This is a genomic window from Salinivibrio sp. SS2 (assembly GCF_001722075.1).
Classification (GTDB): domain Bacteria; phylum Pseudomonadota; class Gammaproteobacteria; order Enterobacterales; family Vibrionaceae; genus Salinivibrio; species Salinivibrio proteolyticus.
On record NZ_MEBP01000059.1, the window covers coordinates 21,436 to 39,570 of the forward strand.

General features: G+C 50.8%; 21 protein-coding genes. 18 read left to right on the forward strand and 3 right to left on the reverse strand.

Translation table 11 applies throughout. From position 1 onward, the window contains the following. Positions 1–45: 45 nt before the first annotated feature. The 8 genes from cheY to BGK46_RS03775 are packed head-to-tail and all read left to right on the forward strand — an operon-like array spanning position 46 to position 7,493. A complete protein-coding gene (gene cheY, locus BGK46_RS03740; RefSeq protein ID WP_069587163.1) occupies positions 46–414 on the forward strand; it encodes a chemotaxis response regulator CheY in 369 nt (122 codons plus the stop codon). Between the two features lie 30 nt (positions 415–444). Then, positions 445–1,179, forward strand: a complete 735-nt coding sequence (locus tag BGK46_RS03745; protein ID WP_069587165.1) for a protein phosphatase CheZ — start codon at positions 445–447, stop codon at positions 1,177–1,179. Between the two features lie 9 nt (positions 1,180–1,188). After that, on the forward strand, positions 1,189–3,408 hold the full coding sequence (locus tag BGK46_RS03750; protein WP_069587167.1) for a chemotaxis protein CheA: 2,220 nt from the start codon (positions 1,189–1,191) through the stop codon (positions 3,406–3,408). 18 nt (positions 3,409–3,426) lie between these two features. After that, positions 3,427–4,560, forward strand: a complete 1,134-nt coding sequence (locus BGK46_RS03755; protein WP_069587169.1) for a protein-glutamate methylesterase/protein-glutamine glutaminase — start codon at positions 3,427–3,429, stop codon at positions 4,558–4,560. 10 nt (positions 4,561–4,570) lie between these two features. Next, complete coding sequence (locus BGK46_RS03760; protein ID WP_069587171.1) at positions 4,571–5,353, forward strand: ParA family protein; 783 nt, start codon at positions 4,571–4,573, stop codon at positions 5,351–5,353. Then, positions 5,340–6,536, forward strand: a complete 1,197-nt coding sequence (locus BGK46_RS03765) for a chemotaxis protein CheW (protein ID WP_069587172.1) — start codon at positions 5,340–5,342, stop codon at positions 6,534–6,536. Before BGK46_RS03760 ends, BGK46_RS03765 begins: the two co-directional genes overlap by 14 nt. 34 nt (positions 6,537–6,570) lie before the next feature. Further along, positions 6,571–7,059, forward strand: coding sequence for a chemotaxis protein CheW (locus BGK46_RS03770; RefSeq protein ID WP_069587175.1), 489 nt, complete (start codon positions 6,571–6,573; stop codon positions 7,057–7,059). After that, positions 7,059–7,493, forward strand: a complete 435-nt coding sequence (locus BGK46_RS03775) for a DUF2802 domain-containing protein (RefSeq protein ID WP_069587178.1) — start codon at positions 7,059–7,061, stop codon at positions 7,491–7,493. The genes BGK46_RS03770 and BGK46_RS03775 overlap by 1 nt, the downstream gene beginning before the upstream one ends. Here BGK46_RS03775 and BGK46_RS03780 read toward each other — a convergent pair whose 3' ends face one another. After that, positions 7,494–7,790, reverse strand: coding sequence for an EscU/YscU/HrcU family type III secretion system export apparatus switch protein (locus BGK46_RS03780; RefSeq protein ID WP_069587179.1), 297 nt, complete (start codon positions 7,788–7,790; stop codon positions 7,494–7,496). A gap of 2 nt (positions 7,791–7,792) precedes the next feature. Next, a complete protein-coding gene (locus tag BGK46_RS03785) occupies positions 7,793–8,593 on the reverse strand; it encodes a flagellar hook-length control protein FliK (protein ID WP_069587181.1) in 801 nt (266 codons plus the stop codon). A gap of 121 nt (positions 8,594–8,714) precedes the next feature. Here BGK46_RS03785 and ccmA point away from each other — a divergent pair, with 121 nt between their 5' ends. The 10 genes from ccmA (at position 8,715) to BGK46_RS03835 (ending at position 16,504) form a co-directional block, all read left to right on the forward strand. Then, positions 8,715–9,335, forward strand: coding sequence for a cytochrome c biogenesis heme-transporting ATPase CcmA (ccmA, locus tag BGK46_RS03790; protein WP_069587182.1), 621 nt, complete (start codon positions 8,715–8,717; stop codon positions 9,333–9,335). Further along, entirely contained in the window at positions 9,332–10,000 is a 669-nt protein-coding gene (ccmB, locus tag BGK46_RS03795; RefSeq protein WP_069587183.1) for a heme exporter protein CcmB, read from the forward strand. The genes ccmA and ccmB overlap by 4 nt, the downstream gene beginning before the upstream one ends. Positions 10,001–10,028: 28 nt before the next feature. Then, positions 10,029–10,766, forward strand: coding sequence for a heme ABC transporter permease (locus BGK46_RS03800; RefSeq protein ID WP_069587184.1), 738 nt, complete (start codon positions 10,029–10,031; stop codon positions 10,764–10,766). After that, the gene (gene ccmD, locus BGK46_RS03805) at positions 10,766–10,972 is read left to right on the forward strand and encodes a heme exporter protein CcmD (protein WP_069587186.1); all 207 of its coding nucleotides are present in this window, start codon (positions 10,766–10,768) and stop codon (positions 10,970–10,972) included. The genes BGK46_RS03800 and ccmD overlap by 1 nt, the downstream gene beginning before the upstream one ends. Next, positions 10,969–11,454, forward strand: coding sequence for a cytochrome c maturation protein CcmE (ccmE, locus tag BGK46_RS03810; protein ID WP_069587187.1), 486 nt, complete (start codon positions 10,969–10,971; stop codon positions 11,452–11,454). Before ccmD ends, ccmE begins: the two co-directional genes overlap by 4 nt. Further along, entirely contained in the window at positions 11,451–13,421 is a 1,971-nt protein-coding gene (locus tag BGK46_RS03815) for a heme lyase CcmF/NrfE family subunit (RefSeq protein ID WP_069587188.1), read from the forward strand. The genes ccmE and BGK46_RS03815 overlap by 4 nt, the downstream gene beginning before the upstream one ends. Next, positions 13,418–13,969 (forward strand): DsbE family thiol:disulfide interchange protein, encoded by a 552-nt coding sequence (locus BGK46_RS03820; protein WP_069587189.1) that lies wholly within the window; start codon positions 13,418–13,420, stop codon positions 13,967–13,969. Before BGK46_RS03815 ends, BGK46_RS03820 begins: the two co-directional genes overlap by 4 nt. After that, positions 13,966–14,466 (forward strand): cytochrome c-type biogenesis protein, encoded by a 501-nt coding sequence (locus tag BGK46_RS03825; protein WP_069587192.1) that lies wholly within the window; start codon positions 13,966–13,968, stop codon positions 14,464–14,466. Before BGK46_RS03820 ends, BGK46_RS03825 begins: the two co-directional genes overlap by 4 nt. Further along, complete coding sequence (gene ccmI, locus BGK46_RS03830) at positions 14,463–15,674, forward strand: c-type cytochrome biogenesis protein CcmI (RefSeq protein WP_069587194.1); 1,212 nt, start codon at positions 14,463–14,465, stop codon at positions 15,672–15,674. Before BGK46_RS03825 ends, ccmI begins: the two co-directional genes overlap by 4 nt. A 71-nt stretch (positions 15,675–15,745) precedes the next feature. Then, on the forward strand, positions 15,746–16,504 hold the full coding sequence (locus BGK46_RS03835) for an MlaA family lipoprotein (protein ID WP_069587196.1): 759 nt from the start codon (positions 15,746–15,748) through the stop codon (positions 16,502–16,504). 84 nt (positions 16,505–16,588) lie between these two features. On the opposite strand, the gene BGK46_RS03840 is transcribed toward BGK46_RS03835, so the two are convergent. Next, positions 16,589–17,872 (reverse strand): outer membrane protein transport protein, encoded by a 1,284-nt coding sequence (locus BGK46_RS03840; protein WP_069587197.1) that lies wholly within the window; start codon positions 17,870–17,872, stop codon positions 16,589–16,591. Between the last annotated feature and the right edge of the window lie 263 nt (positions 17,873–18,135).

Here is an 18,135-nt window from a genome sequence, read left to right on the forward strand (position 1 = left end):
CGACAATAAAACGAGACCTCACCGGAGGCAACCTTGGATAAAAACATGAAAATTCTCGTTGTTGATGATTTTTCAACAATGCGCCGTATCGTAAAGAATCTTCTTCGTGACTTAGGTTTCAACAATACCGTTGAAGCGGATGACGGCTTAACAGCGCTGCCAATCCTCAAAAAGGGCGGTATTGATTTTGTCGTGACCGATTGGAATATGCCTGGGATGCAGGGAATCGATTTGCTCAAAGAGATCCGAAAGGATGACTCGCTGAAGCATCTCCCTGTACTGATGATCACTGCCGAAGCGAAGCGTGAGCAGATTGTTGAAGCTGCGCAAGCAGGCGTGAACGGTTATATCGTAAAACCTTTTACTGCTGCCACACTGAAAGAGAAGCTCGATAAAATTTTCGAGCGCATGTAATTAGCAGGCGCACAGTAAAAGGTAATCGTCATGATCAATCTGGACCAAGCGAAACAATTGGTCGCGTATCTTGAGAGTGGAGAGCAAGATAACGCTAATGCGCTTCTCGCTGATATCGCGAAAGAGGCGCGAGACCCACTGTTTAATGAAGTGGGCAAACTCACCCGCCAATTACACGACTCTATCTCCAACTTTCGCTTGGATCCCAGAATTGGTGATTTGGCGACTGTCGATATTCCTGACGCTCGCGATCGCCTCACTTATGTGATGGAGAAAACCGAGCTTGCGGCCAACCGCACCATGGATGCGGTTGAGCGTACCATGCCTATTGCCAGTGAATTGCAAGATAATTTGCAAGCGGTTAGGCCGAATTGGAACAGCTTGATGCGGGGTGAAATCGCCCTGGATGAGTTTAAAAGCCTTTGCCACAACATCGACGAGTTGTTGACCCAGGTGGAAGGCGGAGCGACAGAGCTTCACGGCCATTTAACCGATATTTTGATGGCTCAAGATTTTCAAGATCTCACCGGCCAAGTGATTCGACGTGTTATCGAACTTGTGCAAGAAGTTGAACAACAACTCGTCGAAATTCTGACTGCATTCGGCATGGAAAATGACGAGACGGCGGGAGAAGCGCCGTCTCAACAAGAAGATACCGTTGACAAGTCAGCGCCGGAAGGACCGATTATTCATCCTGAAGAGCGTGATGACGTGGTCCACAGCCAGGATGATGTCGATGACTTATTATCGAGTTTGGGTTTTTAGAGGTGCGCTATGAGCTTTGAAATGGATGAAGAAATCCTTCAGGACTTTTTGATTGAAGCGGGAGAAATCCTTGAGCAGCTGTCTGAACAGCTGGTCGACTTGGAGCGTGCCCCTGATGATTCAGACTTGCTGAATGCCATCTTCCGTGGCTTCCACACCGTAAAAGGCGGGGCGGGCTTTTTGGGCCTTAATGCGCTGGTTGACACATGTCACGGTGCGGAAAATGTCTTTGATACGCTGCGTAACCATGGTCGAGAGTTGACCTCAGATGTGATGGACACCATTTTGCAAGCGTTGGATACCATCAATGATCAATTCTCAGCGGTTCAAAGTAGTGAAGAGCCGGCAGCGGCCTCGCCTGAGTTGCTAGAGGCGCTGCACCGCTATGCGAAACCTGCCAGTGCAGACGAGCAAGCGGCTGAACCAGAGCCGGAGCCAGAGCCAGAACCAACGCCAGAGCCAGAACCAACGCCAGAGCCAGAACCAGAGCCGACCCCAGAACCGGAAGCCTCAGCGTCGAGTGATGACGCGATCAGTGGTGATTCGGTTGATGAGATCACCCAAGACGAATTTGATCGCTTACTCGATCAACTGCATGGCGAAGGGAAAGCGCCGACAGCAGGCGGCGATAGCCAAGACAAGCCCGATGTGGTTGCAGACACAGAGGCCGACAGTGGTGATATCACCGATGACGAATTCGAGAAATTGCTAGACGATTTACACGGTGCAGGTAAAGGCCCCGCGGCAAATAGCAACGACACACAAGAGCAGACCGCTTCTGAAAAAGCGCCAGCGAGTGGCGGTGGTGATGAATTCATCGATGACGATGAGTTCGAAAAGCTGCTCGATGATTTGCACGGGAAAGGAAAAGGACCGGCCGCGGGCGATACGCCGCCAGTAGCGGCAAAAGCAGAAGCGCCTAAAGCTGAACCAAAGCCCGAGCCCAAGCCAGAACCCAAAAAAGCGGAACCCGCTAAACCCAGTGCGCCTGCTAAGGCGGGAGCTGGCAATAAAGCCCCGGCTGCACCAGAAAAAGCACCGGAGAAAAAACCACCTGCCGCCCCACAGCAGGAGCAAACCGTTCGCGTTAATACCTCAACCCTCGATGCCATCATGAATATGGTGGGGGAATTGGTTCTGGTACGTAACCGCTTAGTGAGCTTGGGGCAAAGTAGCAACAACGAGAGCATGTCCAAAGCGGTCACTAACCTTGATGTGGTCACCGCCGACCTTCAAGGCGCTGTCATGAAAACGCGCATGCAGCCAATCAAAAAAGTATTTGGTCGTTTTCCACGCGTGGTACGTGATTTAGCGCGCAGCTTGAAGAAAGAAATCGTCCTTGAGATGAAAGGCGAAGAAACCGACTTGGATAAAAACTTGGTCGAGGCATTGGCCGACCCCATGGTCCACTTGGTGCGTAACTCGGTTGACCACGGCATTGAAATGCCAGACGTACGTGAAAAGGCGGGTAAGCCACGAGTGGGTACCATCACCTTGAAAGCGTCGCAAGAAGGTGACCATATTCTGCTGACTATCGAAGACGATGGTGGCGGTATGGATGCGGAGAAACTGAAAGGCATCGCGGTCGATCGTGGTGTCCTAGATGCGGATGCTGCGGCACGACTGACTAACAGTGAAGCGTATAACCTGATTTTCGCCCCCGGTTTCTCTACTAAAACCGAGATCTCAGATATCTCTGGACGTGGTGTTGGTATGGACGTGGTGAAAACGGGGATCACCAAGCTCAACGGTTCGATAAACATCGACTCTGAGTTGGGACGCGGTACCATTATTGAAATCAAGGTTCCGCTAACGTTGGCTATTCTCCCCACATTGATGGTAGGTGTCGGCGATAATCCGTTTGCGTTCCCACTGTCGAACGTCAGTGAAATTATTAGCTTAGATATGTCTCGTACCAATACGGTGGATGGACAACTAACACTCATTGTGCGGGACAAAGCGATTCCGCTGTTCTTCTTACAAGATTGGCTGTGCAAGGGTCAGTCTGATATCGATAAAACCAAGGGCCATGTGGTGATTGTGCAAATTGCCCATCAACGCATTGCGTTTGTGGTGGACACCTTGTTCGGTCAAGAAGAAGTGGTCATTAAGCCGCTAGATGAACTTCTACAAGGGACTCCCGGTATGGCTGGGGCAACCATCACCAGTGATGGACATATTGCTCTTATCCTCGATGTGCCCAACCTGCTAAAACATTACGCGGGTTAATTTGAGAAAAGGAAGCGCATGGCAGTGAAAGTTCTGGTGGTGGATGATTCAAGTTTCTTCCGCCGCCGTGTCAGTGAGATTATCAACGGCGATCCTAGGCTGGAAGTGATTGATACCGCGGTGAATGGCAAAGAAGCGGTAGAGAAGGTTGCTCAGCTCAAACCTGACGTCGTGACCATGGATATTGAGATGCCTGTTCTGGATGGTATCTCAGCGGTACGTCAGATCATGGCACAGACGCCGACGCCGATCTTAATGTTTTCGTCTCTGACTCATGAAGGCGCAAAAGCGACGCTTGATGCGCTCGAAGCGGGGGCCTTGGACTTCTTACCCAAGAAATTTGAGGATATCGCACGTAATCGTGATGAAGCGACCAGCTTACTTCAACAGCGCGTCCTCGAAATTGCGCGCAAGCGCTCTTTCTTGCGTCGTCCTAGCAAACCAGCACCGAGTGCGACAACAGGACAAACTGCCTCGCCAGCGGGTGGCGCACGTGCGCCTGTCCGTCCTGCGGCGCCAAACGCAGCCCCTGCGGCAAAATCAAAGGCACCTGCGCGATTTACTGCAAGTGGTAAACGCTATCAGCTCGTTGCGATCGGCACATCGACTGGTGGACCCGTCGCACTGCAAAAAGTGTTGACCAAGCTTCCCGCCAACTTCCCACTACCGATCGTGCTTATCCAACATATGCCGGCAACATTTACGGCAGCATTTGCACAGCGTTTGAATGGGTTGAGTCAGATTACAGTTACCGAAGCCAAAGACGGTGATGCATTAAAGCCGGGCCATGCTTACTTGGCGCCGGGTGGCATGCAGATGATGATAGATGGCCGGCCGGGCGCAGCGCGCTTGAAAATTTTAGATGGCGGTGAGCGCATGAACTATAAGCCCTGTGTCGATGTCACCTTTGGCTCGGCGGCCAAAGTCTATGGTGACAAGGTCCTTTCGATGGTGTTGACAGGCATGGGGGCAGATGGCCGAGAAGGCGCACGAATGCTGAAGAGCGCAGGCTCCACCATATGGGCACAAGACGAAGAAAGCTGTGTCGTTTACGGTATGCCTCAAGCGGTGGCTAAAGCGGGTATTTCATCGGAGGATTTACCGCTCGATCGTATCGCAGAGCGTATTCTGGTTGAGCTGAATTTAAAATAAGGAGTGGGGCTTGATAGTCTGGAGTATCGCCAACCAAAAAGGCGGTGTCGGTAAGACAACCACCACAGTGACACTGGCCGGTTTAATTAGCGAACGTAAAAAGCGCGTTCTGCTGGTGGACACGGACCCGCACGCCTCCTTGTCGACCTATCTAAATTTTGACTCTGAGCAGTTGCCTGCGAGCTTATTCGATCTTTTTCAGCTGCAAACCGTGAATAAAGAAACGGTGAAGCCACTGATTGTGCGCACCCAGTTCGACAACATGGATTTGATTCCTGCGCATATGTCCCTTGCGACACTAGACCGAGTGATGGGTAATCGCGGCGGTATGGGGTTGGTGCTTAAAAAGGCACTCGATTCTCTGGCTGATGAGTACGATTATGTCCTCATTGATTGCCCGCCTATACTGGGGGTGATGATGGTGAATGCATTGGCAGCGAGTCACCGTGTGTTGATCCCAGTACAAACAGAATTTTTGGCAATGAAAGGGTTAGAGCGTATGATGCGCACCCTGCAGATCATGCAGAAGTCGCGAACCTCTAATTTTAACTTAACGATCATACCGACCATGTATGACAAGCGAACTCGCGCATCGTTAGAAACATTGCAAGAGCTTAAAGTGCGTTATAGCGATCAGGTTTGGGCATCGGCGGTGCCCATCGACACCAAATTCCGCGATGCGAGCCTAAAACATATGCCCGCGTCGTTTTATGCAAAAAATTGCCGTGGCGTTTTTGCCTACAAGACACTGTTAACGTATTTGGAGCGACTGGAGCAGGATGAACAAGCATAATGCCCTATCCAGTGGTCAGGCGCTCGATGACTATTTTGAAGCCTTACTGGATGACTTAGACGAGACCCGTGCACCTCAGCAAGAGGCCGTTGCTGAAGATAGCGTGCGTCAGTCAGACAGCGAACCAAGTTGGCAGAAAACGGCGACGCCACTTGACCCAGATTATCAGCTTGAGCCTCAGCCTAAGCTTGCCCCTGATGAGACCGACGTTGAGCCGGTGGCATTTGCTGAACCAGAACGCGATCTCGCCGAGGTTGAGCGCTTGCTTGCGCAACTGAAAGTGGATGAAGAAGCCGAACTGGCGCAAGCCGAAGCGGAGGTTGAGCCTCAAGTAGAAACGGCGACTGAAACAGACACTCCTGATGTGGATACAGTGGTTGAGCCTGACCTTGAGGTTACCACTGAGACAGACATTGAGAGCGACACAGAGGTGACAACCGAGACGTTGCTGGATGAGCCTATCGTGGACACCGAGGTGACCGAAGAGGTAGCGGTTGAAACCGAGCAGGCACAGGCAATCGATCTTGATGCTGAAATGATGGTTGAGCCCCAGACCGATCTGGAGGCGGATATTGCCACTGATGCCGAGCTTGACACTGCAGTGGATCTTGACACCGAGGTAGATCTTGAAACCGAGGTGGAAGCCGAGCAAACAGTCGATGTCGAGTCAGCAGTGGAGCCAGAGACCCAAGCTGGAGAGGACCTGCCGCCAACCCAATGGGAAAATGTGGAAACCGCCTCTGAGTTTCAGGTGTTATTTTTTGAGAGTATGGGCGTGACCTATGCGGTGCCGCTCGCGGAGTTAGGCGGGATCCACCAATTGGGAGATTGCAATCACTTGATTGGTCGTCCTGACTGGTATCTGGGTTTGCAGACAGAAAAACACCAACAGCTTGATGTGGTCGATACCGCCCGTTGGGTGATGCCAGAAAAACTGGCAGATAATAGCCACAGAGATGACTATAATTACATAGTATTACTGGGTGATAGTAAGTGGGGACTGGCCTGTAATCGCTTATTGGGCACTCAGGCATTAAGTGGTAAAGCAATTCGCTGGCGCAAGCAAGCCGGAAAGCGGCCTTGGTTGGCGGGTATGGTCAAAGAAAAAATGTGTGCCCTGATCCATGTTCAAGCATTTATTGCTATGTTAAATCAGGGGATTGACGCCAAAGCGATGGCGTAATGATAAATTGCACAGCGCGTAAAGAGGAAAATCAATGTCTCAGGTAGCTGAAGTTCAAAAAGAAGGCGTCAATGACGAGGTATTGCAGTGGGTCACTTTTCAGCTCGAAGAAGAGACCTACGGCATCAACGTCATGCAGGTGCGAGAAGTGTTGCGCTACACCGAAATCGCTCCTGTTCCCGGCGCACCCGATTATGTGTTAGGGATTATCAACCTGCGTGGTAACGTGGTAACCGTCATTGACACTCGCTCTCGATTTGGTTTGATGCCAGGCGAAGTCACCGACAATACCCGTGTAATCGTGATTGAAGCGGAAACACAAGTGATCGGTATCATGGTCGACAGTGTGGCTGAGGTGGTGTACCTGAAAACCTCAGAAATTGACACCACACCAAGTGTCGGTACAGAAGAAAGCGCCAAATTTATCCAAGGCGTTAGCAACCGCAATGGCGACTTGCTAATCCTCGTTGATCTCAACAAACTGTTGACCGACGAAGAATGGAATGAAATGGCAATGCTGTAATGGTTGCGCTGTTATTGACTTGGTTACCTGTCGCAGTGACGGTGGTTTTTGCCATCGTCGCTTTGTGGCGTTTGCGGATTGAGCGACGCGCCAGAGAGCGACTTGAAAATAAGTTGCAGGCCATGGAAACCGTGTTGAAAAGTGCGCGTCAGCGCCACGACAGCCTTGCTAAACAGTTCAATGAGCTGCGTGCGGGCAGTATGGGCATGGGACAAAAACTGGCAGACATTGCTACAAATGTTGACGAGTTACTGGAAAAGCAGGTGGAACTTGAAATGCAAGATCCAGGCAGTCGCCTTTACAGTCGTGCTAGCAAGATGGTTGATCTCGGCGCCGATCTCGATGAGCTGATGCATGAGTGTGATTTGCCCAAGGCCGAGGCTGAGTTGCTACTTAGTCTACGCAAACGCCAAGCGGCAAATCAACAACGGTAGTTACACTTTAGTGTTGATGGGCTTAGGTCCTTGCCACCCGGGTGGGGTTTTTCCTTCTAATACCCAAGCATAAGCGATCAATTCTGCAACCACACGGTACAAACTGGGTGGAATCGCTTCGCCAACCTCTAGGCGTTCTAGCCATTTAAGCAAATTCTCATCTTTGTGGATCAAACAGCCTTGGTCGGACAGTGCCTCAATGAGGGCATCTGCCAATTCATTGACTGCCTTTGCTTTGACGCTGGGCGCCTGATAGCCGTCATACCCTAGCGCAATGGCTCGTTTTGTTTTCTTCATGATCACACCTTTATCGATAAGCCTGCACGACGTGTATCTTGCTCGGGCGGCTGGCTGTCATGGTGAGGGTTGATGGCGATGTCGAGCGGGATGTGTTGCGATGCCAAGCGCTCTTCTAGCCAAGGCAATGTTGCTTGTATTCGTCGTTTTAGCGCGTCCGTCGGCGCCGTTAGCAGTAAGCTTCCTCCTTTTCCCTCAAGGTTTACGTCTGCGCGGACATACTGCTTGCCCACAGGTAGATATAAACGTATCTGCCACTGTTGCTTCTCTGGCTTCGCCTTTTTTTCTGACTGACGCCGTTTAACATGTACCCGTACCGGAGGCTTCTCTGGTTCGGCAAATGGGAACACCCATTGCCACTCGCCACTCCGTGCAGACTCTGAGACGCGCTGTTCGGCCATCAGACGTAATACGCCGATTAAGGGACCCGCGTCTTCGTTACGATTTAGCCATTGGCGCAATAGGGTTGTTAATGGTTTGTCAGCAGGGCGATGCGTCAGCCATTGCATCAGTGTCTCAGGATCGAGAGGCTGGTGGCTTTTGCTACCGGGGAGTGTCCACAGCGCCAGTAGCGACTGCATCATGGCTTGAGTGGCAGGGGGCTGATTCTTTATCGCATTCAATACCGCAGGGAAGAGATGAAGTTGTGCCAGTGTGTCAGATAGCGGTGTCGAGCTGCCCGGCGTTAACAGGGTAAAGTGGGCATTAGCAAGTAAAGCGGCATCAATATTTTGGGCAAGTGCCGGTGCCGATATTGGTGGTTTAAATACCAATTGTTGAGGGGGCGTTGTTCCGATCTTCATGGTTTCTCACAATTATTTACGCGAGTCACACTTTGCAACCCTGTGGTAACTAACAGTCATTTTGACCAATGTGGTACTATGCGTCCAATTTTGTAACACAAAGCAGGATGCAACATTTGTCATGTTGGAAGTGAAACAGCTTTGCTGTGTTCGTGATGACCGAGTGTTGTTTGATGCGCTGACATTCTCTCTTTCTCCCGGCGACCTTGTACAAATTGAAGGCCCAAATGGGGCGGGTAAAACCACCTTGTTGCGGATTATCGCGGGGCTGGGGCTCGCAGATAGTGGAGAAGTCTGTTGGCAGCAACAGACGATTACCCAGCAAAGAGATGAATTTTATCGTCACTTACTGTTCTTAGGGCACACCACAGGGGTTAAGCGCGAACTCACCGCGTTCGAAAACCTTTCGTATTACATGAAAATGCATGGTCGAGACGACCAAGCGGCTATTTGGCAAGCGTTGGCCAAAGTCGGTTTAGCGGGACGAGAAGATATTCCAGCCGCACAGTTGTCTGCGGGACAAAATCGCCGTATCGCGCTCGCGCGTCTTTGGTTGAGCAGCCACCGTAAACTGTGGGTGCTTGATGAGCCGCTAACCGCGATCGATAAGCAAGGTGTGCAGGTGCTCGAGTCGGTATTTGAACGTCATGTCGAGCAAGGCGGGATGGTGCTTTTTACCACTCACCAAGATATGTTTGTCGGCCACCCTTTACTGCAACGTATCCGTCTGGGGGCCCAATGATCAATGCGATGTGGCTGATTATCCGCCGAGAATTGAAAGTGGCCTTCCGGCAACCATCGGACAGCCTAAATCCGCTCTGGTTTTTTATCATAGTGATCACCCTTTTCCCACTTGGCGTGGGGCCAGGTGCAAATTTGTTACAGGAGATTGCGCCGGGAGTGATTTGGGTTGCGGCGCTGCTGTCAGCCTTGCTATCTCTAGAGCGTCTTTTTCGTGATGACTATCTGGATGGCTCGCTTGAGCAAATGATGCTGATGCCTGTGCCGTTGCCTCTGGTGGTGATGGCAAAGGTCATCGCACACTGGTTACTAACGGGGCTACCGCTGTTGGTAGTCAGTCCGCTATTGGCGTTATTGCTATCTTTGGACTGGAACAGTTACCAAGCTGTCGTGATGACTCTGTTGTTAGGGACCCCAACCCTGAGTTTTGTTGGGGCGATAGGTGTAGCGTTAACGGTTGGATTACGTAAAGGCGGCGTGCTGTTGAGCCTATTGATCCTACCTTTGTACATTCCAGTACTGATTTTCGCGACATCAGCCATCGATATGGCAAGTTTTGGCGCCAACATTAGTGGGCAGTTGGCTATTCTCGGTGCTTTGCTCGCGGGATCCGTGACCCTAGCACCCTTTGCTATCGCCGCAGCATTGCGTGTGAGCGTGAATTAATAATTAATCAGGAAGTAGAGCAATTGTCATGTGGAAGTGGCTTCACCCTTACGCAAAACCGGAAAATAGTTATCGTTTATGTGGGAAACTCATCCCATGGTTTGCGGTGCTCGCCGGGCTGAGCTTAGTCATTGGTTGTATTTGGGGCTTGGCGTTCGCGCCTGCTGATTACCAACAAGGCGATAGTTTTCGCATCATTTATATTCACGTGCCCGCGGCCATTTGGTCAATGGGCGCCTATCTGTCGATGGCCATTGCAGCCTTTATTGGGCGAGTCTGGCAACTCAAAATGGCAGACTGGGCGGTGGGCGCGATTGCCCCTGTTGGTGCTGTCTTTACCTTTATCGCCTTGATCACTGGCGCGATTTGGGGCAAGCCCATGTGGGGAGCTTGGTGGGTATGGGATGCGAGGCTCACCTCAGAATTGATCCTGCTTTTCCTCTACATCGGTGTCATGGCGCTGTATAACGCGTTCGATGATGCGCGAATGGCGGCCCAAGCGGCGGGAATATTGGCGATGGTGGGGGTGATTAACCTGCCGATCATTCATTTCTCTGTCGAGTGGTGGAACACCTTGCATCAGGGCGCCACGATTACCAAATTTGCCCGCCCGTCAATTGATCCAGACATGCTCTGGCCATTACTGGTTTGCTTGGTTGGGTTTGCTAGCTTTTTTGCCACGTTGACCTTAATGGGGCTGCGTAATCAGATCGTGTTGCGTGAGTCGCACCGCCCTTGGGTGCGAGCCTTGGTGGAGGACAAATAATGCATTTTGATAGCATGAGTGCTTTTTTGGCGATGGGAGGTTATGCCGGTTACGTGTGGAGTGCGTTTGGCATCACCGCATTGGCATTAATTGCACTGGTTATTGGTTACCATCGTACCCATAAGAAACGGCTTGAAGCCGTCAAAAAACAAATGGCGCGAGAAAAACGCATTAAAGATGCCCAAGCACTGGAGAACACCTTATGACCCCTCGTCGTAAAAAAAGGCTTTGGATCACGCTTGCCTTATTGGTGGGTGTATCAACCACAATGGGGTTAGTGCTTTATGCACTGAACCAAAATATGGACTTGTTCTATACGCCAACCGAAATTGTTCAAGGTAAGCCGGATGGCAGTAAACCTCAGGTTGGGCAACGGCTTCGCATTGGCGGCATGGTCGTAGAAGGATCGGTCAAACGCGATCAAGAGTCGCTGCAAATTCAATTTGATGTCGCTGATGTTGGCCCTGCTGTTACCGTTACGTACGAGGGTATCTTGCCGGATTTGTTCCGCGAAGGGCAGGGGATTGTCGCGCAAGGTGTGCTGGTTGATTCGCGTACGGTGAAAGCCAGTGAAGTGCTGGCGAAGCATGATGAAGAATACATGCCACCAGAGATTGCTGAAGCGATGCAAAAAAGCCATCAACCGCTCGAATACACTGACCAACAAAAGCAAGGTAGTCAATTATGATTGTTGAGCTGGGGCATTTTGCGCTGATCCTCGCCTTGGGATTAGCGCTGTTATTGAGTTTTTATCCCCTTTATGGGGCCAGCCAAGGCCATGAAGGTATGATGAAAATGGCACGGCCTTTATCGGTCGCCATGTTCGCCATGTTGCTCTTTTCATTCATCGCATTAAGTTGGGCGTTTTATACCAATGATTTCACCGTTGCCTATGTGGCAAGCAACTCCAACAGTGCATTACCCTGGTACTATCGGCTGACCGCTGTTTGGGGCGCCCATGAAGGCTCTTTGTTACTTTGGGTGTTAATTCAAGCCTTGTGGACCGTCGCGGTAGCGGTGTTTAGTCGCGGGATGCCACTGTCTTCCATTGCGCGTGTACTCGCAGTGATGGGGATGATCTCGGTCGGCTTTTTGCTGTTTATTATTTTGACCTCAAACCCTTTCGATCGCACCTTGCCTTACTTTCCTGTTGATGGGCGCGATTTGAATCCGCTTCTGCAAGATCCCGGCTTAATTGTTCATCCCCCAATCCTCTACATGGGCTATGTAGGCTTTTCGGTGGCATTTGCCTTTGCGATTGGGTCTTTAATTGCTGGCCGGTTAGATACGGCCTGGGCGCGCTGGTCGCGCCCTTGGACAACGGCGGCCTGGTTGTTCTTAACCCTGGGGATTGCGTTGGGCTCTTGGTGGGCTTACTACGAACTTGGCTGGGGCGGCTGGTGGTTCTGGGATCCGGTAGAGAACGCGTCGTTTATGCCTTGGCTTGCGGGAACGGCATTAATGCACTCCCTAGCGGTGACGGAAAAGCGTGGCACCTTTAAAGCGTGGACCGTTTTACTCGCCATCGCAGCGTTCTCATTGAGCTTACTGGGCACCTTCTTGGTGCGCTCTGGCGTGCTTGTGTCTGTTCACTCGTTCGCGTCAGACCCTGCGCGCGGGCTATTCATTTTAGGCTTTTTGGTTGTCGTTATTGGCGGGTCTTTACTGCTTTATGCCTTACGGGCATCGGAAGTGCGGGTACGAACGAAAGTGTCGCTCATCTCACGTGAAAATGCGCTACTCGTCAATAACACCCTGTTGATGACTGGGTTAGTGGTTGTCTTGATTGGTACCTTGTTACCCTTGGTACACAAGCAACTCGGATTAGGGTCGGTCTCGATTGGTGAGCCCTTCTTCAATTTTCTATTCGCATGGTTGATGTTGCCTTTTGCCTTCTTCCTTGGCATCGGGCCTCTGATCCGCTGGAAGCGAGACAAGCTGAGTACCCTCGCTAAACCGATGTGGATAAGCGGTCTGGTCTCGGTTGTATTTGGGGTGGCGACCATTGCCCTCCTTGCAGACAGCTTTAAAGCGATGGCGGCAATGGGCATTACTATGGCCGCGTGGATCACCCTTCTTCACGGCTATGAGCTTTATATTCGTGCGACCCACCGACATGCCTTTATGGTTGGGATCCGTAAGCTTGGCCGTAGTCACTGGGCGATGGTCCTCGGCCATATTGGTCTTGCTATCACCATCATTGGGGTCGCAATGGTCGAAAATTACGATATCGAACGTGATGTGAAGATGGCGCCGGGGAGCAGTGTCACGTTAGAAGGTTATACCTTTAACTTCACCGATTTGTCTCACAAAGACGGCCCTAACTACGATGGCTTTGTCGCGTCGTTCGATGTCTATCGCGGCGAGCGTTTTATTAATCACCTTGAAGCGGAGAAGCGTTTTTATCGTGTTCAGCGTTCAATGATGACCGAAGCCACCATCGATCGCGGCTTAACGCGCGATCTCTACATTGCCATGGGGGAAGAACTTCCTGATGGCTCTTGGGCGATGCGTCTTTACTACAAGCCCTTTGTGCGTTGGATTTGGTTTGGCGCCATTGTCATGGCGGTGGGTGGCGCTTTGGCGATCAGTGATAAACGCTATCGCTTCCGTCGCCAGACCAAATCGACTCACGTGAAGGAGGCGCGGGCATGAGAAAAGGGTTGCTGTTTTTACCGCTGGTGATCTTTGCCGCCTTGGCGTTCTTTTTTGTTTCGCAATTGGAAAAGAATGCCCAAGGAGACGATCCCACCAAACTGGAGTCGGTGTTGGTCGGACAGCCTGTGCCTGAGTTTCGTCTTGAAGATCTGAAAACGCCAGACAAAGCGTACGATCAGGCCATTTTTAGTGGCGAGCCTTTACTGCTGAATGTGTGGGCAACCTGGTGCCCGACTTGTTACGCTGAGCACCAATTCTTGAACAAATTGGCGGCGCAAGGCGTGAAGATCATCGGCCTTAATTACAAAGATGATCGTGCGAAGGCAGTAAAATGGTTAGATAACCTCGGTAATCCCTATCAGATCAGCTTGTATGACGGCGATGGGATGTTAGGGCTTGATCTGGGAGTGTACGGTGCGCCTGAAACCTTCCTCATTGATGCCAATGGCATCATCCAATATCGTCATGTCGGTGACGTGAATGCTTCCAATTGGGCGCAGACCTTAGGTCCGATGTATCAGTCACTCAAGGAGGAGGTGCAGTGAAACGATTCGCCTTACTGTGCGTGCTATGGATGAGTGCGGCATTTGCATTGGCCAATGCTATTGATGTCTATGAATTTGATTCGCCAGAGCAAGAAGCACGTTTCAGAGCCCTGACCCATGAGTTGCGTTGTCCTAAGTGTCAAAACAATAGTATCGCTGACTCCAATGCAGAGCTAGCGCAAGATCTGCGTCAAAAGGTACATCAAATGCTTCAGCAAGGGCGCAGTGATGAAGAGATCTTAAGCTTTATGGTGGCACGCTACGGTAACTTCGTGAGGTACAACCCACCGCTGACGGCATCCACCTTGATCTTATGGTTGGCACCTGCACTGGTATTGGTGTCGGGTATCGGTGTGGTGATTGTGCGCAGCCGTCGCCATAAACAGACCGAAAAGACCTCGCTGAGTGAGGATGAACAGCAACGCTTGCAGGATTTGTTAGCGTCGTCAGATGATTCAGAACAGGCAGATAATAATCATAACAAGGAGCCCAAATGATGGAGTTTTGGAGTGCCACCTTGGTGCTGTTTATTCTTGGTGCAGTGATGTTTCTGTGGCCGCTATGGCAAAAAAAAGACCATGATCATCAAGCAAGTCGAGATGCTCTGAACAAAGCCTTTTATTTTGATCGCGTGAACGAAATTAAGGCGGAGAGTGCGGAAGGCTTGATTGAGAACGAGCAAGATCTCACTCAGGATTTACAGCAATCGTTACTGGACGATATTCCAGAAAAGGAAAAAGCACGACAAGCGCGCCATTTGCGCTTATCGCCCATGCAGTGGATTCCTGGATTGATTGTGTTGGCGGTGGTGAGTTTTGGCTTATATGGCGTCAAAGGCAGTGCTAACCAAGTGGCTGATTGGCAGGCCACTGCGGAAAACTTACCAGCGCTTTCTAAGAAGCTTTTAAATAATGATCAGCCCATGTCACAGCAGGAGATGCAAGATCTGACCTTAGCGCTTCGTACCCGTTTGCAGTATGAGCCAGATGACAGTACCGGTTGGTTGCTATTAGGCCGTATTGGCCTTGCTAATCGCGACAGGGAGACGGCCAAAGGGGCGATGGAAAAAGCCTACGCGTTATCACCCTCTCGTCCCGAAATTCAGATAGGGTTGGCGCAAGCCTTATTGTTTGCTGGATCGGAAGTCGACAGTGGCCGTGCAGAAACCTTGCTGAGATCGGTAGTGAGTGACGACCCGTTTAACTTGCAAGCCATGTCGTTACTGGCCTATCAAGCGTTTGAGCAAAGCCGATTTAATGACGCGATTGCGACGTGGAAAGCGATGAAAACCTTGATTGGTCCTGATGACCCACGTAACGAAACACTGGATCAATCGATCGCGCGCGCTCAGTTGGCTCTTAACGCCGAGCAAGGAGCGGCGGTAGAGGTGAAGGTGAGCCTTAGCGAGGATGTCACCCTCCCTGACAATGGGGTACTTATCGTGTCTGCCCATGAGTCGGCGCAAGCGGCTATGCCGTTGGCGGCAAAGCGCTTACCGCTTTCTAAGTTTCCGGTAACCGTTCGCTTGTCTGATACCGACAGCTTAAATCCCAATCGTGCGCTATCTTCTCCAGAGACGTTAGTGATCAAGGCGCGCATTGACGCGGATGGCAATGTTGCTACTAAAAACGGTGATTGGGTAGGAAGCAGTCAGCCGGTTAAAATCGGTCAAGCAGCAAGCGTGACAATCGACAAACAGCAATAATCACGACAAAATAGACTTCTTTGCGTAAAAGGCTGGGCTTGCCCAGCCTTACTATTAGGGAAATGAATTTGATGTGGAAACGTCTTTGTTTGATAGCGGTCGTGCTCGGTTTGCTATCTGGGTGTGCCTCTCGGCCCGAAGGTGCTGAGCCCCATCCTGAAGACCCGTTAGAAGGGTTTAACCGTGCGATGTGGACTGTCAACTATGACTACTTAGACCCTTACGTTGCACGGCCTGTTTCTATCGCCTACGTCGATTATGTTCCCAGTCCAATGCGGACCGGTATTTCGAACTTTTTAGGCAACCTTGAAGAGCCTGCGAGCTTTTTAAACAGCTTATTGATGCTGGAAGGGGAGAAAGCTGTCACTCACTTCAACCGTTTCTGGATCAATACCTTGTTTGGGCTCGGTGGCATTATTGATATTGCCTCGGATGCGGATATTCAGAAATACGATCAGCGCGAATTTGGTGACGCGATGGGGCATTATGATGTTGGCCACGGTGCCTATTTGATGCTACCAGGGTATGGGCCAACGTCTGTGCGCGAAGGCGCAGGGGAGTTTGTCGACGGTTTGTATCCGCCACTTGCCTTGCTGACTTTGCCGCAATCGGTACTGAAGTGGATGTTCGAGGGGATGGAGTCACGAGCTGCACTCGTCTCACAGGAATCGCAGTTGGATAACTCGCCAGACCCTTACGCTTTCGCGCGAGAAGCCTATTTGCAAAACCGTTTGTATCGCGCGAAAGGCGATGAGGCGCTCAAAGAACAACCTGCGCTCAACGATGAGTTCTTGGATGACTTTATCGATGACATTGACGCCGCGCCGTAAATCTTCATAAGCCGCTTTCGCGAAAAGGGATAAAAAAACACCACGGCCAAAACCGTGGTGTTTGTGTTTCGTCAAATCAAAGTATTAGAAACGGTAGCTAGCTTGCACACCCAGCAGCCACACGTTACCTGTGGTTTCACCTTCAAAATTGCCGCCAAACACAGATCCTGATTGATCGGACGCAATTCCATCACGAGGCTCCGTCACGGGAGCATCTTTGGCAAAAACATAAGTAAAGGCTGTATCTAAAGTCAGTTGTGACGTCACGTCATAGCCAGCACCCACACTCACCCAAGTCCGGTCGGTTTCAGGGATGGTTAGGGTACGGTTTTTATCGCTCACTGCCGAGGTATCGTAGGCAATGCCTGAACGTAGCGTTAGTTTTTGATCCCACTGGTAGGTAGTCCCCACGGCAAAGCGATAGTTGTCTTCCCAGTTCTCTACTTTCACCATCTTTGGATCGCTAGACAGCGAGGGGATATTGGCCTCGAGCTTGTCAAAGCTGCTCCAGTCGGTCCAGTTAAGGCTGGTATGCACCGCCCACTTTTCCGACAATTGATGCAGGGAAGATAATTCTGCAGTCGCTGGCAGAGTCAGATCCATGCTGCCAGAAAAATGACGGTTTGGATTGGCTGAGTCATAGCTCAATCCTTCAGCATGGCCTTCAAGTGTTAGCTCGACTTCAGAACGATAGTTAAAACCGATGCGGTTATTGTCGTTGATGTCATAAGCAACACCGAGTTGCCATCCCCATGCGCGGTCATCCCCTTCCATATATTTGAGGGTCGTCCCTTTCGGGTAAGGGCCGTATTGCGCGCTGCTTTTCGCTCCAATACTGCCTTCACCCAACACATAGCGAAGGCCGGCGCCGACGCGCAATTGCTCGGTGGCTTTCCACGCAAGGTTTGGGTTGATTTCAAACGTAGTGACGGCCGCTTCATTACCAAACTGGGTACCGGTAAAGTCATTGCCCAGATCGGTTTCCATGCCAAAGTTGGTGGCGAGAGCTAGGCCGGCGGTAAAGCGGTCATTGATCGGATGCGAAAAGTAAAAGTTAGGAATAACCGCATCATGAGCGACGTCACTGGCAGATGTCTTACCGTAAGTCGCATTATCACCTTCAATATCGACATTTGGGTTGACGTAAATGCCGCCGGCAGAAACTTGGGTGTCTGCTAGATAGCTCAACAAGGCTGGGTTACGAAACTGGGCGCTGGCGTTATCGGCCATTGCGGCTTCACCGGCAAATGCGCGGCCTAGGCCCGTTGCGGAGTTTTCGGCTAATTGAAAACCTGCACTGTACGCGGAGGTTGAAAGAGAGCCCAATGCCGCAGCGACGGCGAGATAAACGATCTTATTATTTTTCATCGGCTTACTTGTTCGCTATAAAAAGGGATGCTCAGCCTAAACTCTCTTGAGGTTAAATCAATTTTCCTGTCGTATATGGTGAGTAAAACAGAATAAAAATCTATTTTTAATTTTTAAGCTAGTTTTTGTTACTAATTTTAGTGGTTGGTTAGTTAGCGATGATCAGTATTTCAGCGTACATGTGTGTACACGCGTGTTCGCTAAAAAGGGACGGGCCGACCGCTATCAACGAGTGGAGCATGAAAGAAAAGCGGCGAGTATGA

Coding starts and splice junctions, on each gene's coding strand:
- cheY (WP_069587163.1), top strand. CDS start 46: ATGAAAATTCTCGTTGTTGATGATTTTTCAACAATGCGCCGTATCGTA.
- BGK46_RS03745 (WP_069587165.1), top strand. CDS start 445: ATGATCAATCTGGACCAAGCGAAACAATTGGTCGCGTATCTTGAGAGT.
- BGK46_RS03750 (WP_069587167.1), top strand. CDS start 1,189: ATGAGCTTTGAAATGGATGAAGAAATCCTTCAGGACTTTTTGATTGAA.
- BGK46_RS03755 (WP_069587169.1), top strand. CDS start 3,427: ATGGCAGTGAAAGTTCTGGTGGTGGATGATTCAAGTTTCTTCCGCCGC.
- BGK46_RS03765 (WP_069587172.1), top strand. CDS start 5,340: ATGAACAAGCATAATGCCCTATCCAGTGGTCAGGCGCTCGATGACTAT.
- BGK46_RS03770 (WP_069587175.1), top strand. CDS start 6,571: ATGTCTCAGGTAGCTGAAGTTCAAAAAGAAGGCGTCAATGACGAGGTA.
- BGK46_RS03775 (WP_069587178.1), top strand. CDS start 7,059: ATGGTTGCGCTGTTATTGACTTGGTTACCTGTCGCAGTGACGGTGGTT.
- BGK46_RS03780 (WP_069587179.1), bottom strand. CDS start 7,790: ATGAAGAAAACAAAACGAGCCATTGCGCTAGGGTATGACGGCTATCAG.
- BGK46_RS03785 (WP_069587181.1), bottom strand. CDS start 8,593: ATGAAGATCGGAACAACGCCCCCTCAACAATTGGTATTTAAACCACCA.
- ccmA (WP_069587182.1), top strand. CDS start 8,715: ATGTTGGAAGTGAAACAGCTTTGCTGTGTTCGTGATGACCGAGTGTTG.
- ccmB (WP_069587183.1), top strand. CDS start 9,332: ATGATCAATGCGATGTGGCTGATTATCCGCCGAGAATTGAAAGTGGCC.
- BGK46_RS03800 (WP_069587184.1), top strand. CDS start 10,029: ATGTGGAAGTGGCTTCACCCTTACGCAAAACCGGAAAATAGTTATCGT.
- ccmD (WP_069587186.1), top strand. CDS start 10,766: ATGCATTTTGATAGCATGAGTGCTTTTTTGGCGATGGGAGGTTATGCC.
- ccmE (WP_069587187.1), top strand. CDS start 10,969: ATGACCCCTCGTCGTAAAAAAAGGCTTTGGATCACGCTTGCCTTATTG.
- BGK46_RS03815 (WP_069587188.1), top strand. CDS start 11,451: ATGATTGTTGAGCTGGGGCATTTTGCGCTGATCCTCGCCTTGGGATTA.
- BGK46_RS03820 (WP_069587189.1), top strand. CDS start 13,418: ATGAGAAAAGGGTTGCTGTTTTTACCGCTGGTGATCTTTGCCGCCTTG.
- ccmI (WP_069587194.1), top strand. CDS start 14,463: ATGATGGAGTTTTGGAGTGCCACCTTGGTGCTGTTTATTCTTGGTGCA.
- BGK46_RS03835 (WP_069587196.1), top strand. CDS start 15,746: ATGTGGAAACGTCTTTGTTTGATAGCGGTCGTGCTCGGTTTGCTATCT.
- BGK46_RS03840 (WP_069587197.1), bottom strand. CDS start 17,872: ATGAAAAATAATAAGATCGTTTATCTCGCCGTCGCTGCGGCATTGGGC.